The organism is Microvirga lupini (genome assembly GCF_014191055.1).
In the GTDB taxonomy this organism is placed as follows: Bacteria; Pseudomonadota; Alphaproteobacteria; order Rhizobiales; family Beijerinckiaceae; genus Microvirga; species Microvirga lupini_A.
Genome location: NZ_JACHWB010000004.1, coordinates 441,335 through 459,496 on the forward strand (window position 1 = coordinate 441,335; position 18,162 = coordinate 459,496).

Sequence of the window (18,162 nt, forward strand, 5' to 3'; positions counted from 1 at the left end):
GCGCCTTGATTTCAGAAGTGCTCGCCGACTATCTCAACGCACCAGGGGTGGCTTCAGGTGCGACTTCGGTCGGAGAGCCGGATGTCCCGGCACTCATGCGCGAGCTCGGCCGCAGGGCGCGGATTGCTGCCCGGCGCGTGGCGCTGGCCTCCACTGATGACAAGAACGCTGCCCTGCGGGCCATGGCGGCTCGCATCCGGGCGCGGGCAGGCACGATCCTCGCGGCGAACGAACAGGATCTGGCCGAGGCGAAGGCCAAGGGGCAGCCTGCCTCCTTCATCGACCGCCTCATGCTGAACCCCGAACGGCTTGAGGCCATTGCGGCTGCGGTCGAGAGCATCGCCGATCTGCCCGATCCGGTCGGGCGGATGCTGGCGCGCTTCGAGCGGCCGAACGGGCTGGAGATCGACCGGGTGGCGACCCCGCTCGGCGTTATCGGCGTGATCTTCGAGAGCCGTCCCAACGTGACGGCGGATGCGGGGGCGCTGTGCCTCAAGGCCGGCAACGCGGCAATCCTGCGCACTGGTTCCGAGAGCTTCCGCACGTCGCTCGCTATAGCCCAGGCGATGGGGGAGGGGCTGGAGCAGGCGGGCCTGCCGTCTGACGCCATCCGCCTCGTTCCGACCCGCGACCGGGCGGCGGTGGGTGCCATGCTGTCCGGGCTCGACGGCAATATCGATGTAATCGTGCCGCGCGGGGGCAAGAGCCTCGTGGCCAGGGTGCAGGAGGAGGCTCGGGTGCCCGTCTTCGCGCATCTGGAGGGCATCTGCCACGTTTTCGTGCACGGATCGGCCGATCTGGAAATGGCGAAGAGAATCGTGCTGAACGCCAAGATGCGCCGCACCGGCGTCTGCGGTTCGGCCGAGACGCTGCTGGTGGACCGCGCCTGTGCCGCGACGCATCTGAGGCCGCTGGTGGCCATGTTGATCGAGGCGGGCTGCGCCGTGCGCGGTGACGAGGCCGTTCAGACGGCTGATCCACGTGTGACGCCAGCGACCGATGAGGATTGGCGCACCGAATATCTCGATGCCATCATCTCCGTGCGGGTCGTCGATGGTCTGGATGAGGCCATTGCCCATATCGAGACCTACGGCTCCCACCACACGGATTCCATCGTCACCGACGACGATGCCGCCGCCGAGCGCTTTCTGGCCGAGGTGGATTCGGCCATCGTGCTCCACAATGCCTCGACCCAGTTCGCCGATGGCGGCGAGTTCGGCTTCGGGGCCGAGATCGGCATCGCTACGGGGCGAATGCATGCCCGCGGGCCCGTTGGGGTCGAGCAGCTGACCTCGTTCAAGTACCGCATCCGTGGCTCGGGCCAGACCCGTCCGTGAAGCCTGCGGCCTCCCGCTTTCGCATCAGGCCCTCCGGCCTGACCCGTCTGCCGCGGGTGGCTCCCGGCATGCGGATCGGCCTCTATGGCGGGTCCTTCAACCCTGCCCATGCCGGGCACCGGCATGTCAGCCAGATGGCCCTGAAACGGCTCGGGCTCGACCGAATCTGGTGGATCGTCACCCCGGGCAACCCGTTGAAGGACACGGGCGAACTCGCCACCACGGCCATGCGGGTGGAGGAGGCTCAGACTGTGGCCGATCACCCCCGCATCGACGTGACCGCCTTCGAGGAGGAGATCGGGGCCCGCTATACCGTGGATACCCTATCCTATCTCAGGCGCCGCTATCCGAATGTCCGGTTCGTGTGGATCATGGGGGCGGATAATCTGGCGAGTTTCCACCGCTGGCGCGGCTGGCGGCGCATTGCCCGGATGATGCCGATCGCCATCATCGACCGTCCCGGCTGGACCCTGAAGGCCGCCCGCTCCCGCAGCGCCCTGGCCCTGTCGAGGGCCCGGATCAACGAGGCCGATGCCCGTGCTCTGGCCCGCCTGAAGCCGCCCGCCTGGACCTTCCTGCACGGGCCCCGGTCCCATCTCTCATCCACAGAGCTGCGCCGGTTGCGACGAACTTCTCCCATCGGGGGACGTTGAAAAATGGGGCCTTCCCGCATTATCTTATGGGTCGGCACCTCCGAGTGCTGTTGAGAAAGGGTCTGAACCTGAACCGACTATCTTCCGTCGAAGCGGACATGAACCCGCTTCCACCTCTCTCCGGAGCGGACGCTCCTGCTGCAGAGGACATCCGGGCCGTCGTCCTGGCCTCCATCGAGGACATGAAGGCCGAGAACACGGTCGAGATCGACCTGGCCGGAAAGACCTCGCTTGCCGACACCATGATCGTCACCTCGGGCCGCTCCGACCGCCATGTCGGCGCGATCGCCGAGCGCGTGATCAAGGACCTCAAGGACAAGGGGTTCGGAAACGCGCGCGTCGAAGGCCTGCCTGCCTGCGATTGGGTGCTCATCGATGCCGGCGACGTGCTGATCCACGTTTTCCGCCCCGAGGTTCGTGGCTTCTACAACCTCGAGAAGATGTGGGGCGCCGACCGCCCGCAGGACCGCGCCAGCTAACCTAGGGCCTGCATTGTGCGACTGAGCTTGCTGGCCGTGGGCCGTCTGAAGAGCGGCCCCGAGCGGGAGCTGGTCGAACGATACAGGCAGCGGGTCGAGGGCATGTGCCGGGCCTTGGGTCTGGCCGGGCTCGACACGGTCGAGTTGCCGGAAAGCCGCGCGCGGCGGGATGACGACCGGCGCGCGGAAGAGGCTGCGGCCTTGCTCGAGAAGGCCGGTGCCTCCGTGCTGGTCGTCTTCGACGAGCGCGGCAAGAGCCCCTCCAGCGAAGCTTTTGCCGAGAAAATCAGACAATGGCGGGATGAGGGCCGCTCCGGAATCGCCTGCGTCATCGGCGGGCCCGACGGTCTCGATCCCAAGCTGCGCCAGCGCGCCGACCTCGTGGTGTCCTTCGGGGCGCTCACGATGCCGCACCAGATCGTGCGAGCGCTCGTGGCCGAACAGCTCTATAGGGCCCTGACAATCATCGCCGGTCACCCTTATCATCGCGCCGGCCATGATGATTCCTGATCGGATGTTCCGCTTCAAACCCTTTTCCCGCAAGATTTTTGGCCTTGCTGCCTTGATGATCGCCGCGAACCTGGGCTCCGCCTGGGCCCAGCAGCCCGCGCCTGCGGCGCCGGCCGTCTCGGCGGAATCGGCCGAGGAGAAAGCCCGCCGGGAGCAGGACCTGAAGGTCCTGGAGGAGGCGATCACGGCCAATGCCGATGCCCGCCGGCGCCTCGAGGAGGAGATCCAATCCATCAAGGCGGACCGGGCCAAGCTGAATGCGGCTCTGATCGGAACGGCCGAGCGCGTGCGCGGCACCGAGGACCGGATCCGGGGCTTGGAGCAGAGACTTCAGACCCTGACCTCCAGCGAAGCGGCCATTCGTCGCTCCCTGCAGAGCCGGCGCGGCGTCATCATCGAGGTCTTCGCCGCCCTGCAGCGCATGGGCCGGCGCCCGCCGCCTGCTGTGCTGGTGCGGCCCGAGGACATGCTGGAGGCGGTGCGCGCCTCGATCATGCTGGGAGCCGTCCTGCCCGAGCTGCGCGTCGAGGCCGAGATCCTGGCCACGGACCTGACCGAACTCGTGCGCCTGAAGGAGGCTATCACCGCAGACCGCACGACCCTGAATGGCGAGCTGACCGCGCTCACCCGTGAGCAGGAGCGCCTTGCCGCCCTCATGGAGGCCCGCCAGGGGCGGATCGCCGAGGTTGAGCGCGATGCCGGCGCCGAGCAGCGGAAGGCCGAGGAACTGGCCCGTCAGGCCGGTACGCTCAAGGAACTCATCGATCGCATGGAGGCGGAGATCGCAGGGGCGCAAAGAGCAGCGGACGAGGCCCGCAAGGCGGCCGAGGCCCAGGAGCGCCAGACCCGCGAGAAATTTGCCCAGCTGGCCTTCCGGGATCCGGCCAGGCTGGCCCCGAAGATCCCCTTCGCGGAGGCGCGAGGACTGCTGCCACGCCCCGTGGGCGGCGAGACTACCCTGGAGTTCGGCGCCTCGGACGGGTACGGCGGAACGACGCGTGGCATTTCGATCACGACTCGGCAGAATGCAACCGTGGTATCACCGGCGGACGGGTGGGTGGCCTTTGCGGGGCCCTTCCGTTCCTATGGTCGACTCTTGATCATCAATGCCGGTGGGGGATACTATATTCTTCTGGCCGGGATGGACCAAATCAACGTCGATGTCGGGCAGTTCGTGCTCGCAGGCGAGCCTGTTGCGACCATGGGAGAGGCTCCTCTCATGAGTTTGATCGGCGCCGCCATAGAAAAGAACAATCCCGTCCTCTATGTTGAGTTCAGGAAAGACGGCGGTTCGATTGACCCAAGTCCCTGGTGGGCAAAATCGCAAAGCGAAAAGGTTCGCGGATAATGCGCAAACTATCCCTCTTGATTCTCGGTGCGGCCATCGGTGCAGGCAGCGCGACCATGGTGTCGCAGACCAGCCTTCTGTCGGGCATGAGCGCAATTGCCGCCTCGGCCGACACGTACCGGCAGCTGAGCCTTTTCGGAGACGTCTTCGAAAAGGTCCGCACGGATTACGTCGAAAAGCCTGAAGAGGCCAAGCTGGTCGAGGCTGCCATCAATGGCATGCTGACCTCCCTCGATCCGCATTCGAGCTTCATGGATGCCAAGAGCTTCCGCGACATGCAGGTGCAGACCCGCGGCGAGTTCGGTGGCCTCGGCATCGAGGTCACCATGGAAGACGGCCTCGTCAAGGTCGTGACCCCGATCGACGAGACCCCCGCCTCCCGGGCCGGCATCCTCGCCAATGATATCATCACCCATATCAACGACGAGCCGGTCCAGGGCCTCAACCTGAACCAGGCGGTCGACAAGATGCGCGGTCCGGTCAACTCCTCCGTCACCCTCAAGATCCAGCGCAAGGAAGCCAAGGATCCGGTGGTGGTGAAGCTGACTCGCGAGACCATCAAGGTGCGCCCCGTGAGGGCCCGAGTCGAGGGCGACATCGGCGTGCTGCGCGTGACCCAGTTCAACGAGCAGACCTACGAGGCCCTGCGGGCCGGCATCGACAAGCTCACCAGCGACATCGGCGCCGACAAGGTGGCGGGCTTCGTCATCGACCTGCGCAACAACCCGGGTGGCCTGCTCGATCAGGCGATCATGGTCTCCGACGCCTTCCTCGACCGCGGCGAGATCGTCTCCACCCGCAGCCGGAACGCCGAGGATACCCAGCGCTTCAGCGCCAAGGTTGGCGATCTGGCCAAGGGCAAGCCCCTGGTGGTGCTCGTCAACGGCGGCTCGGCCTCGGCCTCCGAGATCGTGGCCGGCGCCCTGCAGGACCACAAGCGCGCGACGGTTCTCGGAACCCGCTCGTTCGGCAAGGGCTCCGTGCAGACCATCATCCCGCTCGGCGGCAACGGCGCCGTGCGCCTGACGACGGCCCGCTACTACACGCCGTCCGGTCGTTCGATCCAGGCCAAGGGCATCGATCCTGACATCGAGGTGCTGCAGGACATCCCCGAGGAGCTGAAAGGCAAGGATGAGACCAAGGGCGAGGCCGGTCTGCGCGGCCACCTGAGCAATGGTGGCGACAAGGAAGAGCGCGGCGGTTCCTCCGCCTACATTCCGCCGGATCCGACCAAGGACAAGCAGCTCATCGCGGCCTACGACCTGCTGCACGGTGTTCGCAAGGATGCCGCTAATACGGCTACGCGGCCGAATCCGAACTGAAAACGGATCGTCCTTTCGTTTGAGAAACAGTAATGCAAATGGGCCCGGCGGGATGGACATCCTCCGGGCCCATTTCTGTTGCGGCATCCACAGGTCTGCGGAAAGGCTTGTGCGCGAGCCGGTGAAGCGGCACTCTCTGATGCTTCGCGGAACCAGGACCAAGCGTCGGCAGTATTCAAGAACCGGCTGCATTCGAGTTTCGCAATTCAAGGGAGTGAGTGTCGGATGAGGAGCGCAAGAGGATCACAGGCCAGAAAGGATCTGCCCTACCGCTCCTGCGTCGGTGTGATGCTGATCAACAAGGATGGTCTGATCTTCATCGGCAGGCGCCGTTCAGAGTCCGATGCGGCATCCGATGGTTATTCCTGGCAGATGCCCCAGGGGGGGATCGATCCTGGCGAGGAGCCCTATCAGGCTGCCCTGCGCGAACTCTATGAGGAAACCAGCGTCCGCTCCGTGAGCCTCATGGCGGAGGCGCCCGAATGGTATGCCTACGATCTGCCCTCCATGGTCGCCGGACGCGCCTGGCGCGGGCGCTATCGCGGACAGAACCAGAAATGGTTCGCCTTTCGGTTCGAGGGCAGTGACAGCGAGATCAACATCCATCAGCCGGGCGGCGGCGGCCATAGGCCTGAATTCGACGAATGGCGCTGGGAAGAGATGCATCGCCTGCCCGAGTTGATCATCCCGTTCAAGCGACCTGTCTATGAAAAGGTCGTGACGGCTTTTGCGCCGCTCGTATCAGAGCAGCTGCACAGCACGGCTCATCCCTGACGATCCGCATCTCTTGCCAAACCGAGCATCACAAGATTCCATGACGTGGGCTCAAGACGACGGCTGCCGTGCGTGTTTCCAGGCGATGAGATGAAGCAGATCAGAACGCCAGCACGAAAAGAAAAACCCTGATTTTGCAGGGACTCTCGTTCATGTTCATGAACCGCAGATGTACGCTGCCGACACTGACGGGTAGGAACGGAACCCCCACTGAAAACCCCCGTTGATAGGCATTGCAGAGGGCCATTGTGGGCTCTCCATCATCGGGAGGTTTGATCCAATGCGTGTGACTTTACTGGCCGGCGTAGCAGCAGCAACTCTCTCCCTGAGCGTGGCTGCGATGGCACAGACGAGCGGTAGCTCGAGCGGCGGCACCTCCGGTGGCGCTTCGGGTGGCTCCTCGAGTGGCTCCACGATCATGACGCCTGGCGGCTCCTCTGGCTCGACCTCAGGCGGCGCATCCGGCTCGACGAGCGGAACGACCTCGGGCTCGGCGTCCAGCAGCACCAGCGGTTCCTCCGGCACTTCGACCACGGGCGGCAGCTCGACCGACAGTGCCCAGTCCGGCACGTCAGGTACCTCCGGCACCTCCTCCGGCACGGCGCAGGGTACGACCCAGGGCACGAAATCCGGCACGGCCTCCAGCGGCACGGGCGGCAGTTCGAGCGCCACGGGCAATGCGTCCACCACGAAGGGCGGCGCAGCCAACACCAACACCACCGGCAGCACGAATACGTCGAGTTCCGCCAACATCAATGTGACGTCGGAGCAGCGGACGGAGATTTCGCGCTCGTTCAGCAGTGTGAACGTGCAGCCGCTCACCAATGTGGAGTTCAGCGTCAGCGTCGGCTCGACCGTTCCGACCTCGGTCACGACCCTTTACGATTGCCCGAGCACGGTCGAGCGCATTCTGACCGGCCTGCCGGAGTGCAAATACATCGTCGTGCGCGATCAAATCGTGATCCTTGAGCCTCGCACCCGTCGCATCGTGACGGTGATCGAGCATCGCGGCTGATCGACGGCATAGCGACGACGCAACCCACGTGAGGCGCCCGCGGCTCTCCGAGCCGTGGGCGTTTTCTCATCGGTAGGTGATGGCCACCACGCCCGCATCCCGTGATGGCAGCGGCCTAGAGCATCGACCGCAAAAGTGGGCACCGGTTTCGCGTGGAAAGATGCGTCAAACCAAAAACTTAAAGCATCGGACGTGAATCCCAACTCACGTCCGATGCTTTAAGCCGCATAAGGAAAGGCAACGGCCTGCCTGTCGTATCGCTCCTGCCTGCGATGCTGCGCGAGCAGCGCCAGCGCGATCCGGGCATGCTCACGGAATTCCTCCTTGATGATCTCCGGCTCCTGCTCCCAGACCTGAGCATCGTCTTCGACAGAATACAGCGCACGCGCGACAGCTTCGATTTCAGATTCCATGACATGCCCCTCCCGGCTTGGAATGATCTGATCCTCGATGCGGCATGATTGTCTTGGAGCACCCTTCCATGCGAGGCCCCAAGTCCCCATTCGCATCCGGCGTCCCCAGCCCGGGCGCATTTGTTTCAAACCCAGCCAGCGATGCAATGTGGAAGATGGGGTAGCCCGAAAGCGATAATCCGTTGAGGCGGCCCACAAGGCAGCGATGCTGAACGCCCCGCCTGGGGAAGGGCTCAACGGTTTCGGATTTTATGAAAATGCATTGGCTTTTCGCCGTACCATCGAAAAAGGCGATGGTGCCCCTGGCCGGGATCGAACCAGCACTCCTTGCGGAACTCGATTTTGAGTCGAGCGCGTCTACCAATTCCGCCACAGGGGCAAGGACCTGCGACGTACCATGAGGCATGAAGGCTGGTCAATGTGCGAGATGGGAAGGGAAGCCGCATCGTCGAGCATCGGCCCGAATGTGGACGCTGCTTTCGGGATCCATCCGATACTCAGTTCTTGAAGCGGCGCATCGGGCAAACCTCTCGCCTTTCCGGACGTCGTGTGCTCAAAGGGCGCGGGACGTGAAGTCCTTCAACCGGTCGGAACCCTATGCTCAGACGCCTCTATGATTGGACCCTCTCCCTCGCGGCGCGGCCGTCGGCCCCCTACGCGCTGGCAGCCGTGTCCTTCTCGGAAAGCTCCTTCTTCCCGGTTCCGCCGGACGTGATGCTCGTGCCCATGATGCTGGCGCGGCCGGACAAGGCTTGGTTCTATGCCCTGATCTGCACGATCGCCTCGGTTCTCGGCGGCATCCTGGGCTATTTCATCGGATTGGGGCTCTACGATTCCGTCGGAGCCTGGCTGTTCCAGCTCTATGGCCTCGCGGAGGGGGCGGAGACGTTCCGGCATGCCTATGCCGACTACGGTCATTGGGTGATCCTGCTGAAAGGCCTGACGCCGATCCCCTACAAGCTCGTGACCATCACGTCGGGCTTTGCGGGCTATCACCTGGGCTGGTTCATTGCGCTGTCGATCCTGACCCGCGGCGCCCGGTTCTTCCTCGTCGCCCTGCTGATGAGTCAGTTCGGGCCGCGCATCAAATCCATCATCGACAACAACTTCAACCTGGTGGCGGCCCTGGCCATCGCGGCCTTCATCGGCGGCTTCGTGGCGTTCCGCTATCTGTTCTGAGGAGGGGATCGATGCGTCTTGCTCTCTCCATGCGTCAGGCCGCTCTGGCCGTGGCCCTGGGCGCTGCGGCTACCGTCGGCGGCGCGCTCGTGTTCGAGCATGTCTTCGGCTACGTGCCGTGCAAGCTCTGCCTCATCCAGCGCAATCCCTATTACATCGCCATTCCGCTTGGCCTCGCAGCGGCCCTCCTGCCGCCGCGCTGGACGCGGGCCGGCCTGTGGTTGCTGACTCTCGTCTTTCTCGTGAGCGCGGGGCTCGGCGCCTATCATTCGGGGGTCGAATGGGGATTCTTTGCGGGCCCCAGCGACTGCGGTGGGGGAGCGGGCCAGGGCGCGGGCAATGTGGGTGATTTCCTGAACCAGCTGCAGACCACCCGCGTGGTCAGCTGCACGGAGGCTGCGTGGCGCTTCCTCGGGCTGTCGCTGGCGGGATGGAACGTGCTGATCTCGCTGGGGCTTGCGGGTTTCGCGGCCAAGGCGGCCGCCGGCAAGGGGTTCTCCCTCGGACGCTGACAGACTGAAGGCGAGGGGCCTTACGGCTCCAGTTCGCTGTCCCAGTAGAGATAATCCATCCAGCTGTCGTGGAGATAGTTCGGCGGGAACAGGCGGCCGTTGGAGTGGAGGTCGTGGATCGTGGGGGCGAAGGGGCTCTGTCTCGGCCACATCTCCACCTCGCGGGGCAGCTTGTCCCCCTTCCTGAGGTTGCAGGGCGCGCAGGCGGCGACGACGTTTTCCCAGGTGGTCTGGCCACCCTTGGATCGGGGGATGACGTGATCGAAGGTGAGGTCCTCGCGAATGCCGCAATACTGGCAGCTGAAGCGGTCGCGCAGGAAGACGTTGAACCGGGTGAAGGCCGGGTGCCGTGACGGCTTGACGTAGGTTTTCAAGGAGATGACCGAGGGGAGACGGAATTCAAAGGTCGGACTTCGCACGACCTTGTCGTATTCCGACACGATATTGACCCGGTCGAGGAACACCGCCTTGATCGCATCCTGCCAGCACCAGATGGACAAGGGATAGTAGCTCAAGGGCCGGTAATCGGCATTGAGCACGAGGGCCGGGCAGGCCTCCGGTCGCACAACAGGCTGGACGTGTATCGTCACCTCACCTCCTCTTCCATTAAGAGAAGTACCCCGTCTGATTAGACTATAGGCTCTGTGACGCTGTTGTGAAGATCAAAGGCGGTACGTCTGTGACGCACCCACAAGGATGTGGATGCGCATTCAGGCTTGCCGCAGGGGAACTTTTAGCGGGTCGGAACCGGCTTCTCGCCACGGTAATCGTAGAAGCCGCGCTTGGTCTTGCGGCCGAGCCAGCCGGCCTCGACATATTTCACCAGAAGCGGGCAGGGGCGGTATTTGGAATCGGCCAGGCCCTCGTGCAGCACCTGCATGATCGACAGGCAGGTGTCGAGGCCGATGAAGTCGGCCAGCTGCAGCGGCCCCATGGGATGGTTGGCGCCGAGCCGCATGGCCGTGTCGATGGCTTCCACCGAACCCACGCCCTCATAGAGGGTGTAGATCGCCTCGTTGATCATCGGCAGCAGGATGCGGTTGACGATGAAGGCCGGGAAGTCTTCTGCGGCCGTCGAGGTCTTGCCGAGCTTGTGGATGAATTCCTTGGACGATTCGTAGGTCGCGTCGTCGGTCGCGATGCCGCGGATCAGCTCGACGAGCTGCATCACCGGCACCGGGTTCATGAAGTGAATGCCGATGAACTTCTCGGGGCGATCCGTGGCGGCCGCGAGCCTCGTGATGGAGATCGACGAGGTGTTCGTGGCGACCATGGCGTCCGGCCGGAGGGATGGGCAGAGATTGGTGAAGATCTTGCGCTTCACCTCCTCGTTCTCGGTCGCCGCCTCGATGACGATGTCGCAGGCGCCCAGGTCGTCATAGGAGCGTGCCGGCTTGATGCGCTCGAGCGCCGCCTGCCGGTCGGCCTCGGTGATGGCTCCCTTGGAGACCTGGCGGGCCATGTTGCCGTTGATCGTGGCAAGGCCGGTATTGATCCGCTCCTCGGCGAGATCGTTGAGCCGGACGTTGAACCCCGCGATCGAACAGACATGGGCGATGCCGCTGCCCATCTGTCCCGCGCCGATCACGCCAACCGTTTTGATCTCAATGCCCATCGATCTGCTGCCTGCATCCAACCGTCAAAGCGGCCGGGCGGAGGTTCCGCCCGGTCCGTCACTATTCCTGACCTTATTGACCGGCTTTGGTCAACTCCTCCTTGAGTTCGGGGAGGATAGTGAAGAGGTCGCCCACGAGACCGTAATCGGCCACCTGGAAGATCGGGGCCTCCTCGTCCTTGTTGATCGCCACGATCACCTTGGAATCCTTCATACCGGCCAGGTGCTGAATGGCGCCTGAAATGCCCACCGCGATGTAGAGGTCGGGCGCCACCACCTTGCCGGTCTGGCCCACCTGCCAGTCGTTGGGCGCATAGCCCGCATCCACCGCCGCGCGGCTTGCCCCCATGGCCGCCCCGAGCTTGTCGGCGATCGGCTCGATGTACTGCTTGAAGGCGTCGGCCGAGCCGAGCGAGCGCCCGCCCGAGATGATGATCTTGGCCGAGGTCAGTTCGGGCCGGTCGTTCTGGGCGATCTCCTCGCCCTTGAAGCTAGACGTGCCCGGATCGTCGGCGGCGTTGACCGTCTCGATGGTGGCCGAGCCGCCCTCGGCGGCCGCCGGAAAGGCCGCGGTGCGCACGGTGATTACCTTCTTGGCGTCGGTGGCCTGCACGGTCTGGATGGCGTTGCCGGCATAGATCGGCCGCTCGAAGGTGTCGGGCGCCACCACCTTGGTGATGTCGGAGACCTGCATCACGTCGAGCAGCGCCGCCACGCGCGGCATGACGTTCTTGCCCTTGCTGGTGGCGGGCGCCACCAGGGCATCATAGGAACCGGCCAGCGACACGATGAGCGCTGCGGTCGGCTCGGCGAGCTGGTGCTCGTAGGCCGGGCTCTCGGCCAGCAGCACCTTCTCCACGCCCTCGAGCTTGGAAGCAGCCTCGGCCGCCGTACGGGCGTTGGCGCCGGCGATCAGCACGTGGACGGGCGCGCCGAGCGCCTTCGCGGCGGACAATGCCTTGTGGGTGGCGTCCTTGAGGTGAGCGTTGTCGTGCTCGGCAAACAGCAATGTGGTCATTGTCTTCAATCCTCTTAGAGCACGCCGGCTTCGACTTTGAGCTTCTGGACCAGTTCGGCCACGGAGCCGACCTTCACGCCGGCCTTGCGGCCACCGGGCTCGGCGGTCTTGAGCACCTTCAGGCGGGGGGCGACATCGACGCCGAGCGTCTCGGGAGAGGTCTCGTCGAGCGGCTTTTTCTTGGCCTTCATGATGTTGGGCAGGGATGCATAGCGCGGCTCGTTGAGGCGCAGGTCCGTGGTGACGATGGCCGGCAGCTTCAACGCCAGCGTCTGCAGGCCGCCGTCGACCTCGCGGGTGACGTCGATGGAGCCCTCGCCGACATTCACCTTGAACGCGAAGGTGCCCTGCGGCCAGCCCAGGAGGGCTGCCAGCATCTGGCCGGTCTGGTTGGCATCATCGTCGATGGCCTGCTTGCCCATGATGATGAGGTCGGGCTTTTCCTGCTCGACCACCTTGGCCAGGATCTTGGCGACGCCGAGCGGCTCGACGGTGGCGTCGGTCTTGACCAGGATGCCGCGGTCGGCCCCCATGGCGAGCGCGGTGCGGATGGTCTCGCCGGCCTGCTGCGGGCCGATGGACACGGCCACGATCTCGGTGGCCTTGCCCTGCTCTTTGAGGCGCACCGCCTCCTCGACGGCGATCTCGTCGAAGGGGTTCATGGACATCTTGATGTTGGCGAGTTCCACGCCCGAGCCGTCCGGCTTCACCCGGATCTTCACGTTGTAGTCCACAACCCGCTTCACACACACAAGAAGCTTCATTCGTCCGTCCTCACCAAAGGTCAGAGCCGGATATGGCTGAAAACCAGCCCTCCGGACATATAGGAAAAAGGCGGATGGGACCCTAGCGGCCAACACCCGATTGTCAACGCGGCGCTTGCAGTTCCTGCGCCTGGACGCGGGCGAGCACGGGGTCGTAGCGGCGGCGCATGAAGGGGATGAGAATAGCGCCGACGAGGAAGCCGCCAAGATGGGCGAACCAGCCGACACTGTCGTCTCCACCCAGGAAGGCGGCGATGAACTGGAGCGCGAACCAGAAGCCGATGGTCCAATAGGCCGGCAGGTGCAGCGGAATGCCCTTGAGAAAGAGGCCCCAGATCTTCACCCGCGGGTACAGGATCAGGTAGGCGGCGACCACGCCCGAGACGCCCCCGGAGGCTCCGATCAGGGGCCGGTTCGGCTCTGGCGTTATGTAAGCATGAGCCAGGCTCGCTGCCGCTCCGCAGAGCAGGAAGAACGCGATGAAGCGCCAATGCCCCATGGCATCCTCCACGTTGTCGCCGAACACCCACAGGAACAGCATGTTGCCGATGAGATGAAACAGCGATCCGTGCAGGAAGATGTTCGTGACCAGTGTCAGCTCCACGGGCACGAAGGGATAGCCCTCGGGCAGCACTTCCGTGCCGAACAGGACCGCGGGGATGAAGCCCAAGCCGCCCACCATCGCATCAGGACCCGGCGGGGCATAGAAGGTGACGAGATAGGCGACGATGCAGAGGCCCATCAGGAACCGCGTCGCGAGCGGCGTCTTCATGTTCTTGAGCGGGACGCCGTCGTGAAGCGGGAGAAACATGGCGCTGTTTCCTACCGGTTCTGTCCCGGCACCCACAGAACGTCGAGCGCGCCCTTATCATTGACATAGCGGGATGCGACGAACAGAAAGTCGGACAGTCGGTTCAGGTATTTCACCGCTTCCGGTGAGACCTTCTCGTCCGGCTTCTCCGTCAGCTCGACCACATGGCGCTCCGCGCGACGGCAGATCGTGCGGGCGAGGTGGAGCGCTGCGGCGGCAGGCGTTCCGCCCGGGAGCACGAAGGAGCGGAGCACCGACAATTCGTTATTGAGGCGATCGATCTCCTGCTCGAGCCGGTCCACCTGGGCCTGCGTGATGCGCAGGGGCTCGTAGGGGAGGGGCTTGTCCGTCTCGACCGTCGCGAGATCGGCCCCAAGATCGAACAGATCATTCTGGATGCGGCCGAGCATCGGATCGATATCATGGCCGGAGGTATGAAGACGAACGAGCCCGATGCAGGCATTGGTCTCGTCCACCGTGCCATAGGCCTCGATGCGAAGGTCGTGCTTGGGGCGGCGCCCGCCGGCGGCCAGCGCCGTGGTGCCCGTGTCGCCGGTGCGGGTGTAGATGCGGTTCAGAACGACCATGAAAGGCCTGACAGATTAGGACTCGTTAAAACGAATACCCAACCCGTGCGCCGACATTCGTCAAGCCTCTATTCTCATCCGAGCAGGTTCCACCATCGGACAGGTGCTCGATGGTCGCCATCACGCTCCAGTTGGCGGAGAGCCGTACGCCCACCGAACCGGATTCCCGGAACAGGGGCGAGCAGCCCACGGACTGGCGATCCTCCGCAAGCGGATGGGAGGAATCCTTGCCGTTGTGGATAGCGCCGCCGAAGCTGCCCTCGACGAAGATGTTCGGCGTGACGTCGATCGTCCAGGACAGGCCAGCATAGGCGAAGCTGGTGCGATCGTCGAAATTCAGGCTGCCGCCGATATGCGGCCGGGGAATGAAATAGCTGGTGAAAAGGTCCGATGCGGTGAAAGGCTTGTCGAAAAGGATCTCGCCGGTCAGGTTGGCCGACCCGTCGCGTCCCTCTCGTCCCCATGGATCCTGAGCGGACAATCCGAACCGGAATTCCGATAGGATGCTCGATTGGTATGCCCCTGGGGAAGGGGTGGCCTGTCGGTTGAAATCGGAGCCCAAAGCGCCTGCCGATCCCATCAACAGGACCAGAAGGCTCAGGCCTAGGGCCGGGCTGGTGCGCATTAAAAGGTCCATAACTCAATAAAAATCAAGGCCAACAGGCTACGCCGTTATGGCTAACGATCTCTTAATACAAACCGTGGCGAAAAAGTGTCAATACGGAGAAGCCCGGAACATTATCCTGGCGGATGATGCCGGTTGTCCACGCTTATGAATGACACCGTGAACCGCATTGCGGGATCTCACGGATGGGAAAGCCTTTGATGCTCAAGCGGCTCTCCACCAGATCACGCCCATGATGATGATGATGGCTATGAATTGAAGCAGTACGCGCAACCGCATGAGATGCTGCGACCGATTGGCATTGCCGCCGCGCAGCATGTTGAAAAGGCCGAGAAGCAGGACGACAGCGACAGCGACAACGGCTATCGGCACAAGCAGATCGACAAAACCGGACATCGTGATTCCATGAGAAGGTTCGGGCGACCGTGGCCCGAACCTATCGGAGAGACAAGGGGCGCATTGACCCTGGCGTCAGTTTCTGCGCAGCAGCCGCTCGAAATATTCGAGTTCCTCCTGTGCACGGCTTGGATCGCCCAGCTTGCGCCGCAACTCCTCCAGGATCTTCTGAGCGCGCTGCGCCGGTGATGCGCCCGCGCTGGGCACCTCGACCCGGCCGTCTGAAAAGTCCCGGTTGCGCAAGGGGCGTCCCAGCGGATCGTTGTCGCGCTGGCCCGCCTGCTGGTTGCCCTGGGGATTGCCCTGGCCCGGCTGGTCGCCCGCCTGCTCGTTCCCCTGGCCCTCGCCCTGCTGCATCTGCTGCATCTGCTGGGCCATGCCCTGCATGCCGCGCCGGAGGTTCTCGAGCGCCCGGCCCTGGGCATCGACCGCCGGGCCGTCCTGGCCCTGGCCGAGAGCGCCTTCAGCGTCGCGCATGGCCTGCTCGGCCTCGCCCAGCCCCTGCTCGCCCTGCATGCCCATGCCCTGCATGCGCCGCTGCAACTCTTCCAGACGCTCCCTCAGAGCCTGCTGCCGCTGTCTGAGACCCAGGGGATCCTGGTCCGGCCCTGCCTGACCGTTCTCAGCCTGCTCCTGGCCCTCGCCCTGTTCGCCTTGCTGGCCCTGCTGACGCTGTCCCTGCTGGCGTTGGCCCTGCCTTTGACCCTGCTGGCGCTGGCCGTTGCGGTCGCCCTGCTGCATGCGCCGGTTCTGGCCCTCGCGGAAGGTTTCGTCGCGCAGGTTCTGCTGCTCGCGCGCCATGTCCTCCATGTCCTGCATGGCTTGGTTCATCTCGCGGCCGAGTGGGTCGGTCATGCGGCTGTTGGGCTGGGCGGTCTGCAGGTTCTCGAGAATGTTGCGCAACTGCTCGAGCAGACGCTGGGCCTCGGCCACGTCACCGCGGCGCATGGCCTCCTCCATCTGGCGCAGCATGCGGTTGAGATCGTCCTGCGAGATCATTCGGTCCGGATTGCGCTGGTTCTGGTTCTGCGACTGCTGCTGGTTCTGCTGCATGCGCTGGGCGAATTCCCGCAGGAACTTATCCATGGCCTGGCGCAGCTCCTCGGTCAGGCGGCGGATCTCGTCGTCCGTTGCGCCCCGGTCCATCGCCTCCTTCAGGCGATCCTGGGCCGCGCGCAGCTCCCGCTCCGCGTCCGAGAGCCCGCCATCCTCGATCTGCAGCGCCATGGCCCAGAGCCAGTCGGCCACATCGAGCAGATCCTGATCGGTCCTGGCGACCCGGAGGCGCTCCGCCCCCTGGCGCAGCCCCATGAACACGCCCCATTGCGGGGTGAATTCCTCCGGGGCGATCAGCAGGGCATCGAGGGCCACCTGCACGCGCTTGCGGTCGTCGGGAGCGAGCACGAGGTTGCGCCGCTGTTCCACCAGAGCCTTGGCGAGCGGGTTGGTGAAGGGGCGCTGCGGCAGGGTGAAGGCGATCTTCTCGCTCAGCGCTTCCTGGCCTGCCTCGTCCTTGGCCTTGAGCTGGATCGTCACCGGGGCCCCGGCCCAGGCATGGTTGGTGAGGTCGACCGGGGACTTGGTGTCCGGCGCGTTCTCCTCGTGGCTCGGGAGCGCCAGGGTCAGCTGAGGCGCGGCCACGAGGGAGCGGCCCCGGCTGTTGTCGGATTTCTCCACGATGCCTTCGAGCGCGGTGATGCCGTAATCGTCCTTGCCCTTATAGGAGAGCGTGAAGGTGCCGCGCGCATTCACCTCGGGCGGCGTCGTGAAGGCGATCTCCGGCAGCCGGTCGGGAATGGCCTCGATGGTCAGCGTCACGCTCTGGGCAAAGCCCGTGCTGACGGTGAGCTCGCTGGAGCCTTCGAGCTTGTAGCGCTCCTCGCGCATGTCGGTGCGCTGGCCGGCCTTCGGGGGCAGAGGCGTGAGGCCCTTGCCCGGCTTGACCTCCGCACTGCCTTCGCCGGCGATGCGGATCACCACCGTCGAATGGACCGGCGCCCGCAGGTTCTGCCCGCGGGCGAGGTCGATCATGAGCGGCGGGGTGCGGGTATAGAGAGGCGGATCGATCCAGCCGTCGATGCGGAAGGAGGCCGCTGCGGTCTCCGGATCCCGCCAGTCGAAGGCGGCGGCGAGGCGCGAACCGATCTCGGGACCGGCCACGAAGGCGCTCGTCACCAGGGCGAGCAGACCCGCTGCTCTGACGGCATAGCGGTCGCGCCGGGGCATGTCGGGCCGCGGCAGGCCCACCCGCATCCGGCTCACGGCCTCTTCGGCGCGCTTGCGGTGGAGCGCCCAGAGCGCCCGGGTGCCCGGATCGGTGGAGCCCAGGGCGAGGGAATCATCCAGAACCCTGGCCGGGCCGGTGGCAAGACCCGTCTCCCGGTCGAGGCGGTCGAGCGCCCGCGCCCGGTTCGGTATCCTCAGGCTTAAGACGGGCCAGAGTGAGAGAAGGAAGGCTCCTGCGAACAGGCTGAGCCCGATCGTCCGCCACAGGACAGGCAGATCGAGCCAGAGGCCGAACCATGACAGGGTGAGGAATGCCAGGACGATGGCGAGCGGCAGCCAGAGCCGGGGCCAGGCCTCCTCCCACCAGAGCGACCAGCGCGCATGAGTCACAAGGCGTCCGAACCGCTGGTTCAGGCGGCTCTGCCCAGGTGTCGGGTTCGGGCCTTCACTCATGCAACAAGTCTCCCGCTGCACCGGATGTGCAGATGACCCCCTAACGAAAAGCTAGCACGGAAGGCTCCAGGGACCAGCGGTCAATTGCGCGCGGCGCTTCAAGAAGAGGTGAGGGGGTGACGCGC

Annotated in this window: 20 protein-coding genes and 1 tRNA gene; 10 read left to right on the forward strand and 11 right to left on the reverse strand. The window is 64.7% G+C overall.

Features of this window, described 5'->3' with window-relative positions; translation table 11 throughout:
* The first annotated feature begins 95 nt into the window (after window positions 1-95).
* The 8 genes from FHR70_RS17275 (at window position 96) to FHR70_RS17310 (ending at window position 7,438) form a co-directional block, all read left to right on the forward strand.
* Window positions 96-1,337, forward strand: coding sequence for a glutamate-5-semialdehyde dehydrogenase (locus FHR70_RS17275; protein WP_183452532.1), 1,242 nt, complete (start codon window positions 96-98; stop codon window positions 1,335-1,337).
* On the forward strand, window positions 1,334-1,990 hold the full coding sequence (locus FHR70_RS17280) for a nicotinate-nucleotide adenylyltransferase (protein WP_183452400.1): 657 nt from the start codon (window positions 1,334-1,336) through the stop codon (window positions 1,988-1,990). The genes FHR70_RS17275 and FHR70_RS17280 overlap by 4 nt, the downstream gene beginning before the upstream one ends.
* A gap of 98 nt (window positions 1,991-2,088) precedes the next feature.
* A complete protein-coding gene (gene rsfS, locus FHR70_RS17285; RefSeq protein ID WP_183452402.1) occupies window positions 2,089-2,469 on the forward strand; it encodes a ribosome silencing factor in 381 nt (126 codons plus the stop codon).
* Between the two features lie 15 nt (window positions 2,470-2,484).
* Window positions 2,485-2,979 carry a 23S rRNA (pseudouridine(1915)-N(3))-methyltransferase RlmH gene (gene rlmH, locus FHR70_RS17290; protein WP_183452404.1) on the forward strand — a complete coding sequence of 165 codons (495 nt, stop codon included), beginning with the start codon at window positions 2,485-2,487 and terminating at the stop codon, window positions 2,977-2,979.
* A gap of 55 nt (window positions 2,980-3,034) precedes the next feature.
* The gene (locus FHR70_RS17295; protein ID WP_425487877.1) at window positions 3,035-4,327 is read left to right on the forward strand and encodes a murein hydrolase activator EnvC family protein; all 1,293 of its coding nucleotides are present in this window, start codon (window positions 3,035-3,037) and stop codon (window positions 4,325-4,327) included.
* The gene (locus tag FHR70_RS17300; protein WP_183452408.1) at window positions 4,327-5,649 is read left to right on the forward strand and encodes a S41 family peptidase; all 1,323 of its coding nucleotides are present in this window, start codon (window positions 4,327-4,329) and stop codon (window positions 5,647-5,649) included. Before FHR70_RS17295 ends, FHR70_RS17300 begins: the two co-directional genes overlap by 1 nt.
* 225 nt (window positions 5,650-5,874) lie before the next feature.
* The gene (locus FHR70_RS17305; protein WP_183452410.1) at window positions 5,875-6,423 is read left to right on the forward strand and encodes an RNA pyrophosphohydrolase; all 549 of its coding nucleotides are present in this window, start codon (window positions 5,875-5,877) and stop codon (window positions 6,421-6,423) included.
* Between the two features lie 280 nt (window positions 6,424-6,703).
* Window positions 6,704-7,438, forward strand: coding sequence for a DUF1236 domain-containing protein (locus tag FHR70_RS17310; RefSeq protein ID WP_183452412.1), 735 nt, complete (start codon window positions 6,704-6,706; stop codon window positions 7,436-7,438).
* Between the two features lie 218 nt (window positions 7,439-7,656).
* On the opposite strand, the gene FHR70_RS17315 is transcribed toward FHR70_RS17310, so the two are convergent.
* Both FHR70_RS17315 and FHR70_RS17320 read right to left on the reverse strand, forming a co-directional pair.
* Window positions 7,657-7,851 (reverse strand): hypothetical protein, encoded by a 195-nt coding sequence (locus tag FHR70_RS17315; protein WP_183452414.1) that lies wholly within the window; start codon window positions 7,849-7,851, stop codon window positions 7,657-7,659.
* A gap of 294 nt (window positions 7,852-8,145) precedes the next feature.
* Window positions 8,146-8,230, reverse strand: a tRNA-Leu gene (locus FHR70_RS17320).
* Between the two features lie 218 nt (window positions 8,231-8,448).
* On the opposite strand from FHR70_RS17320, the gene FHR70_RS17325 reads away from it, so the two are divergent.
* Both FHR70_RS17325 and FHR70_RS17330 read left to right on the forward strand, forming a co-directional pair.
* Entirely contained in the window at window positions 8,449-9,030 is a 582-nt protein-coding gene (locus tag FHR70_RS17325; protein WP_183452416.1) for a YqaA family protein, read from the forward strand.
* 11 nt (window positions 9,031-9,041) lie between these two features.
* On the forward strand, window positions 9,042-9,542 hold the full coding sequence (locus FHR70_RS17330) for a disulfide bond formation protein B (protein WP_183452418.1): 501 nt from the start codon (window positions 9,042-9,044) through the stop codon (window positions 9,540-9,542).
* 20 nt (window positions 9,543-9,562) lie between these two features.
* Here the strand turns inward: FHR70_RS17330 and FHR70_RS17335 are convergent, their stop codons facing one another.
* The 9 genes from FHR70_RS17335 to FHR70_RS17375 all read right to left on the reverse strand — a co-directional run bounded on the left by FHR70_RS17335 (window position 9,563) and on the right by FHR70_RS17375 (window position 18,037).
* Window positions 9,563-10,132, reverse strand: a complete 570-nt coding sequence (locus FHR70_RS17335) for an HNH endonuclease (protein ID WP_183452420.1) — start codon at window positions 10,130-10,132, stop codon at window positions 9,563-9,565.
* A gap of 143 nt (window positions 10,133-10,275) precedes the next feature.
* Entirely contained in the window at window positions 10,276-11,157 is an 882-nt protein-coding gene (locus tag FHR70_RS17340) for a 3-hydroxybutyryl-CoA dehydrogenase (protein WP_183452422.1), read from the reverse strand.
* 73 nt (window positions 11,158-11,230) lie between these two features.
* The gene (locus tag FHR70_RS17345) at window positions 11,231-12,175 is read right to left on the reverse strand and encodes an electron transfer flavoprotein subunit alpha/FixB family protein (RefSeq protein WP_183452424.1); all 945 of its coding nucleotides are present in this window, start codon (window positions 12,173-12,175) and stop codon (window positions 11,231-11,233) included.
* 14 nt (window positions 12,176-12,189) lie between these two features.
* Window positions 12,190-12,939, reverse strand: coding sequence for an electron transfer flavoprotein subunit beta/FixA family protein (locus FHR70_RS17350; protein WP_183452426.1), 750 nt, complete (start codon window positions 12,937-12,939; stop codon window positions 12,190-12,192).
* Between the two features lie 103 nt (window positions 12,940-13,042).
* Window positions 13,043-13,750: a rhomboid family intramembrane serine protease gene (locus FHR70_RS17355; RefSeq protein ID WP_183452428.1), complete on the reverse strand. Its 708-nt coding sequence runs from the start codon at window positions 13,748-13,750 to the stop codon at window positions 13,043-13,045.
* An 11-nt stretch (window positions 13,751-13,761) separates the two neighbouring features.
* Complete coding sequence (locus FHR70_RS17360) at window positions 13,762-14,337, reverse strand: cob(I)yrinic acid a,c-diamide adenosyltransferase (RefSeq protein ID WP_183452430.1); 576 nt, start codon at window positions 14,335-14,337, stop codon at window positions 13,762-13,764.
* 25 nt (window positions 14,338-14,362) lie between these two features.
* Entirely contained in the window at window positions 14,363-14,962 is a 600-nt protein-coding gene (locus FHR70_RS17365; protein WP_183452432.1) for an acyloxyacyl hydrolase, read from the reverse strand.
* Window positions 14,963-15,166: 204 nt separating this feature from the next.
* The gene (locus tag FHR70_RS17370; protein ID WP_183452434.1) at window positions 15,167-15,358 is read right to left on the reverse strand and encodes a twin transmembrane helix small protein; all 192 of its coding nucleotides are present in this window, start codon (window positions 15,356-15,358) and stop codon (window positions 15,167-15,169) included.
* A gap of 75 nt (window positions 15,359-15,433) precedes the next feature.
* The gene (locus FHR70_RS17375) at window positions 15,434-18,037 is read right to left on the reverse strand and encodes a TIGR02302 family protein (RefSeq protein ID WP_183452436.1); all 2,604 of its coding nucleotides are present in this window, start codon (window positions 18,035-18,037) and stop codon (window positions 15,434-15,436) included.
* Window positions 18,038-18,162 lie beyond the last annotated feature (125 nt).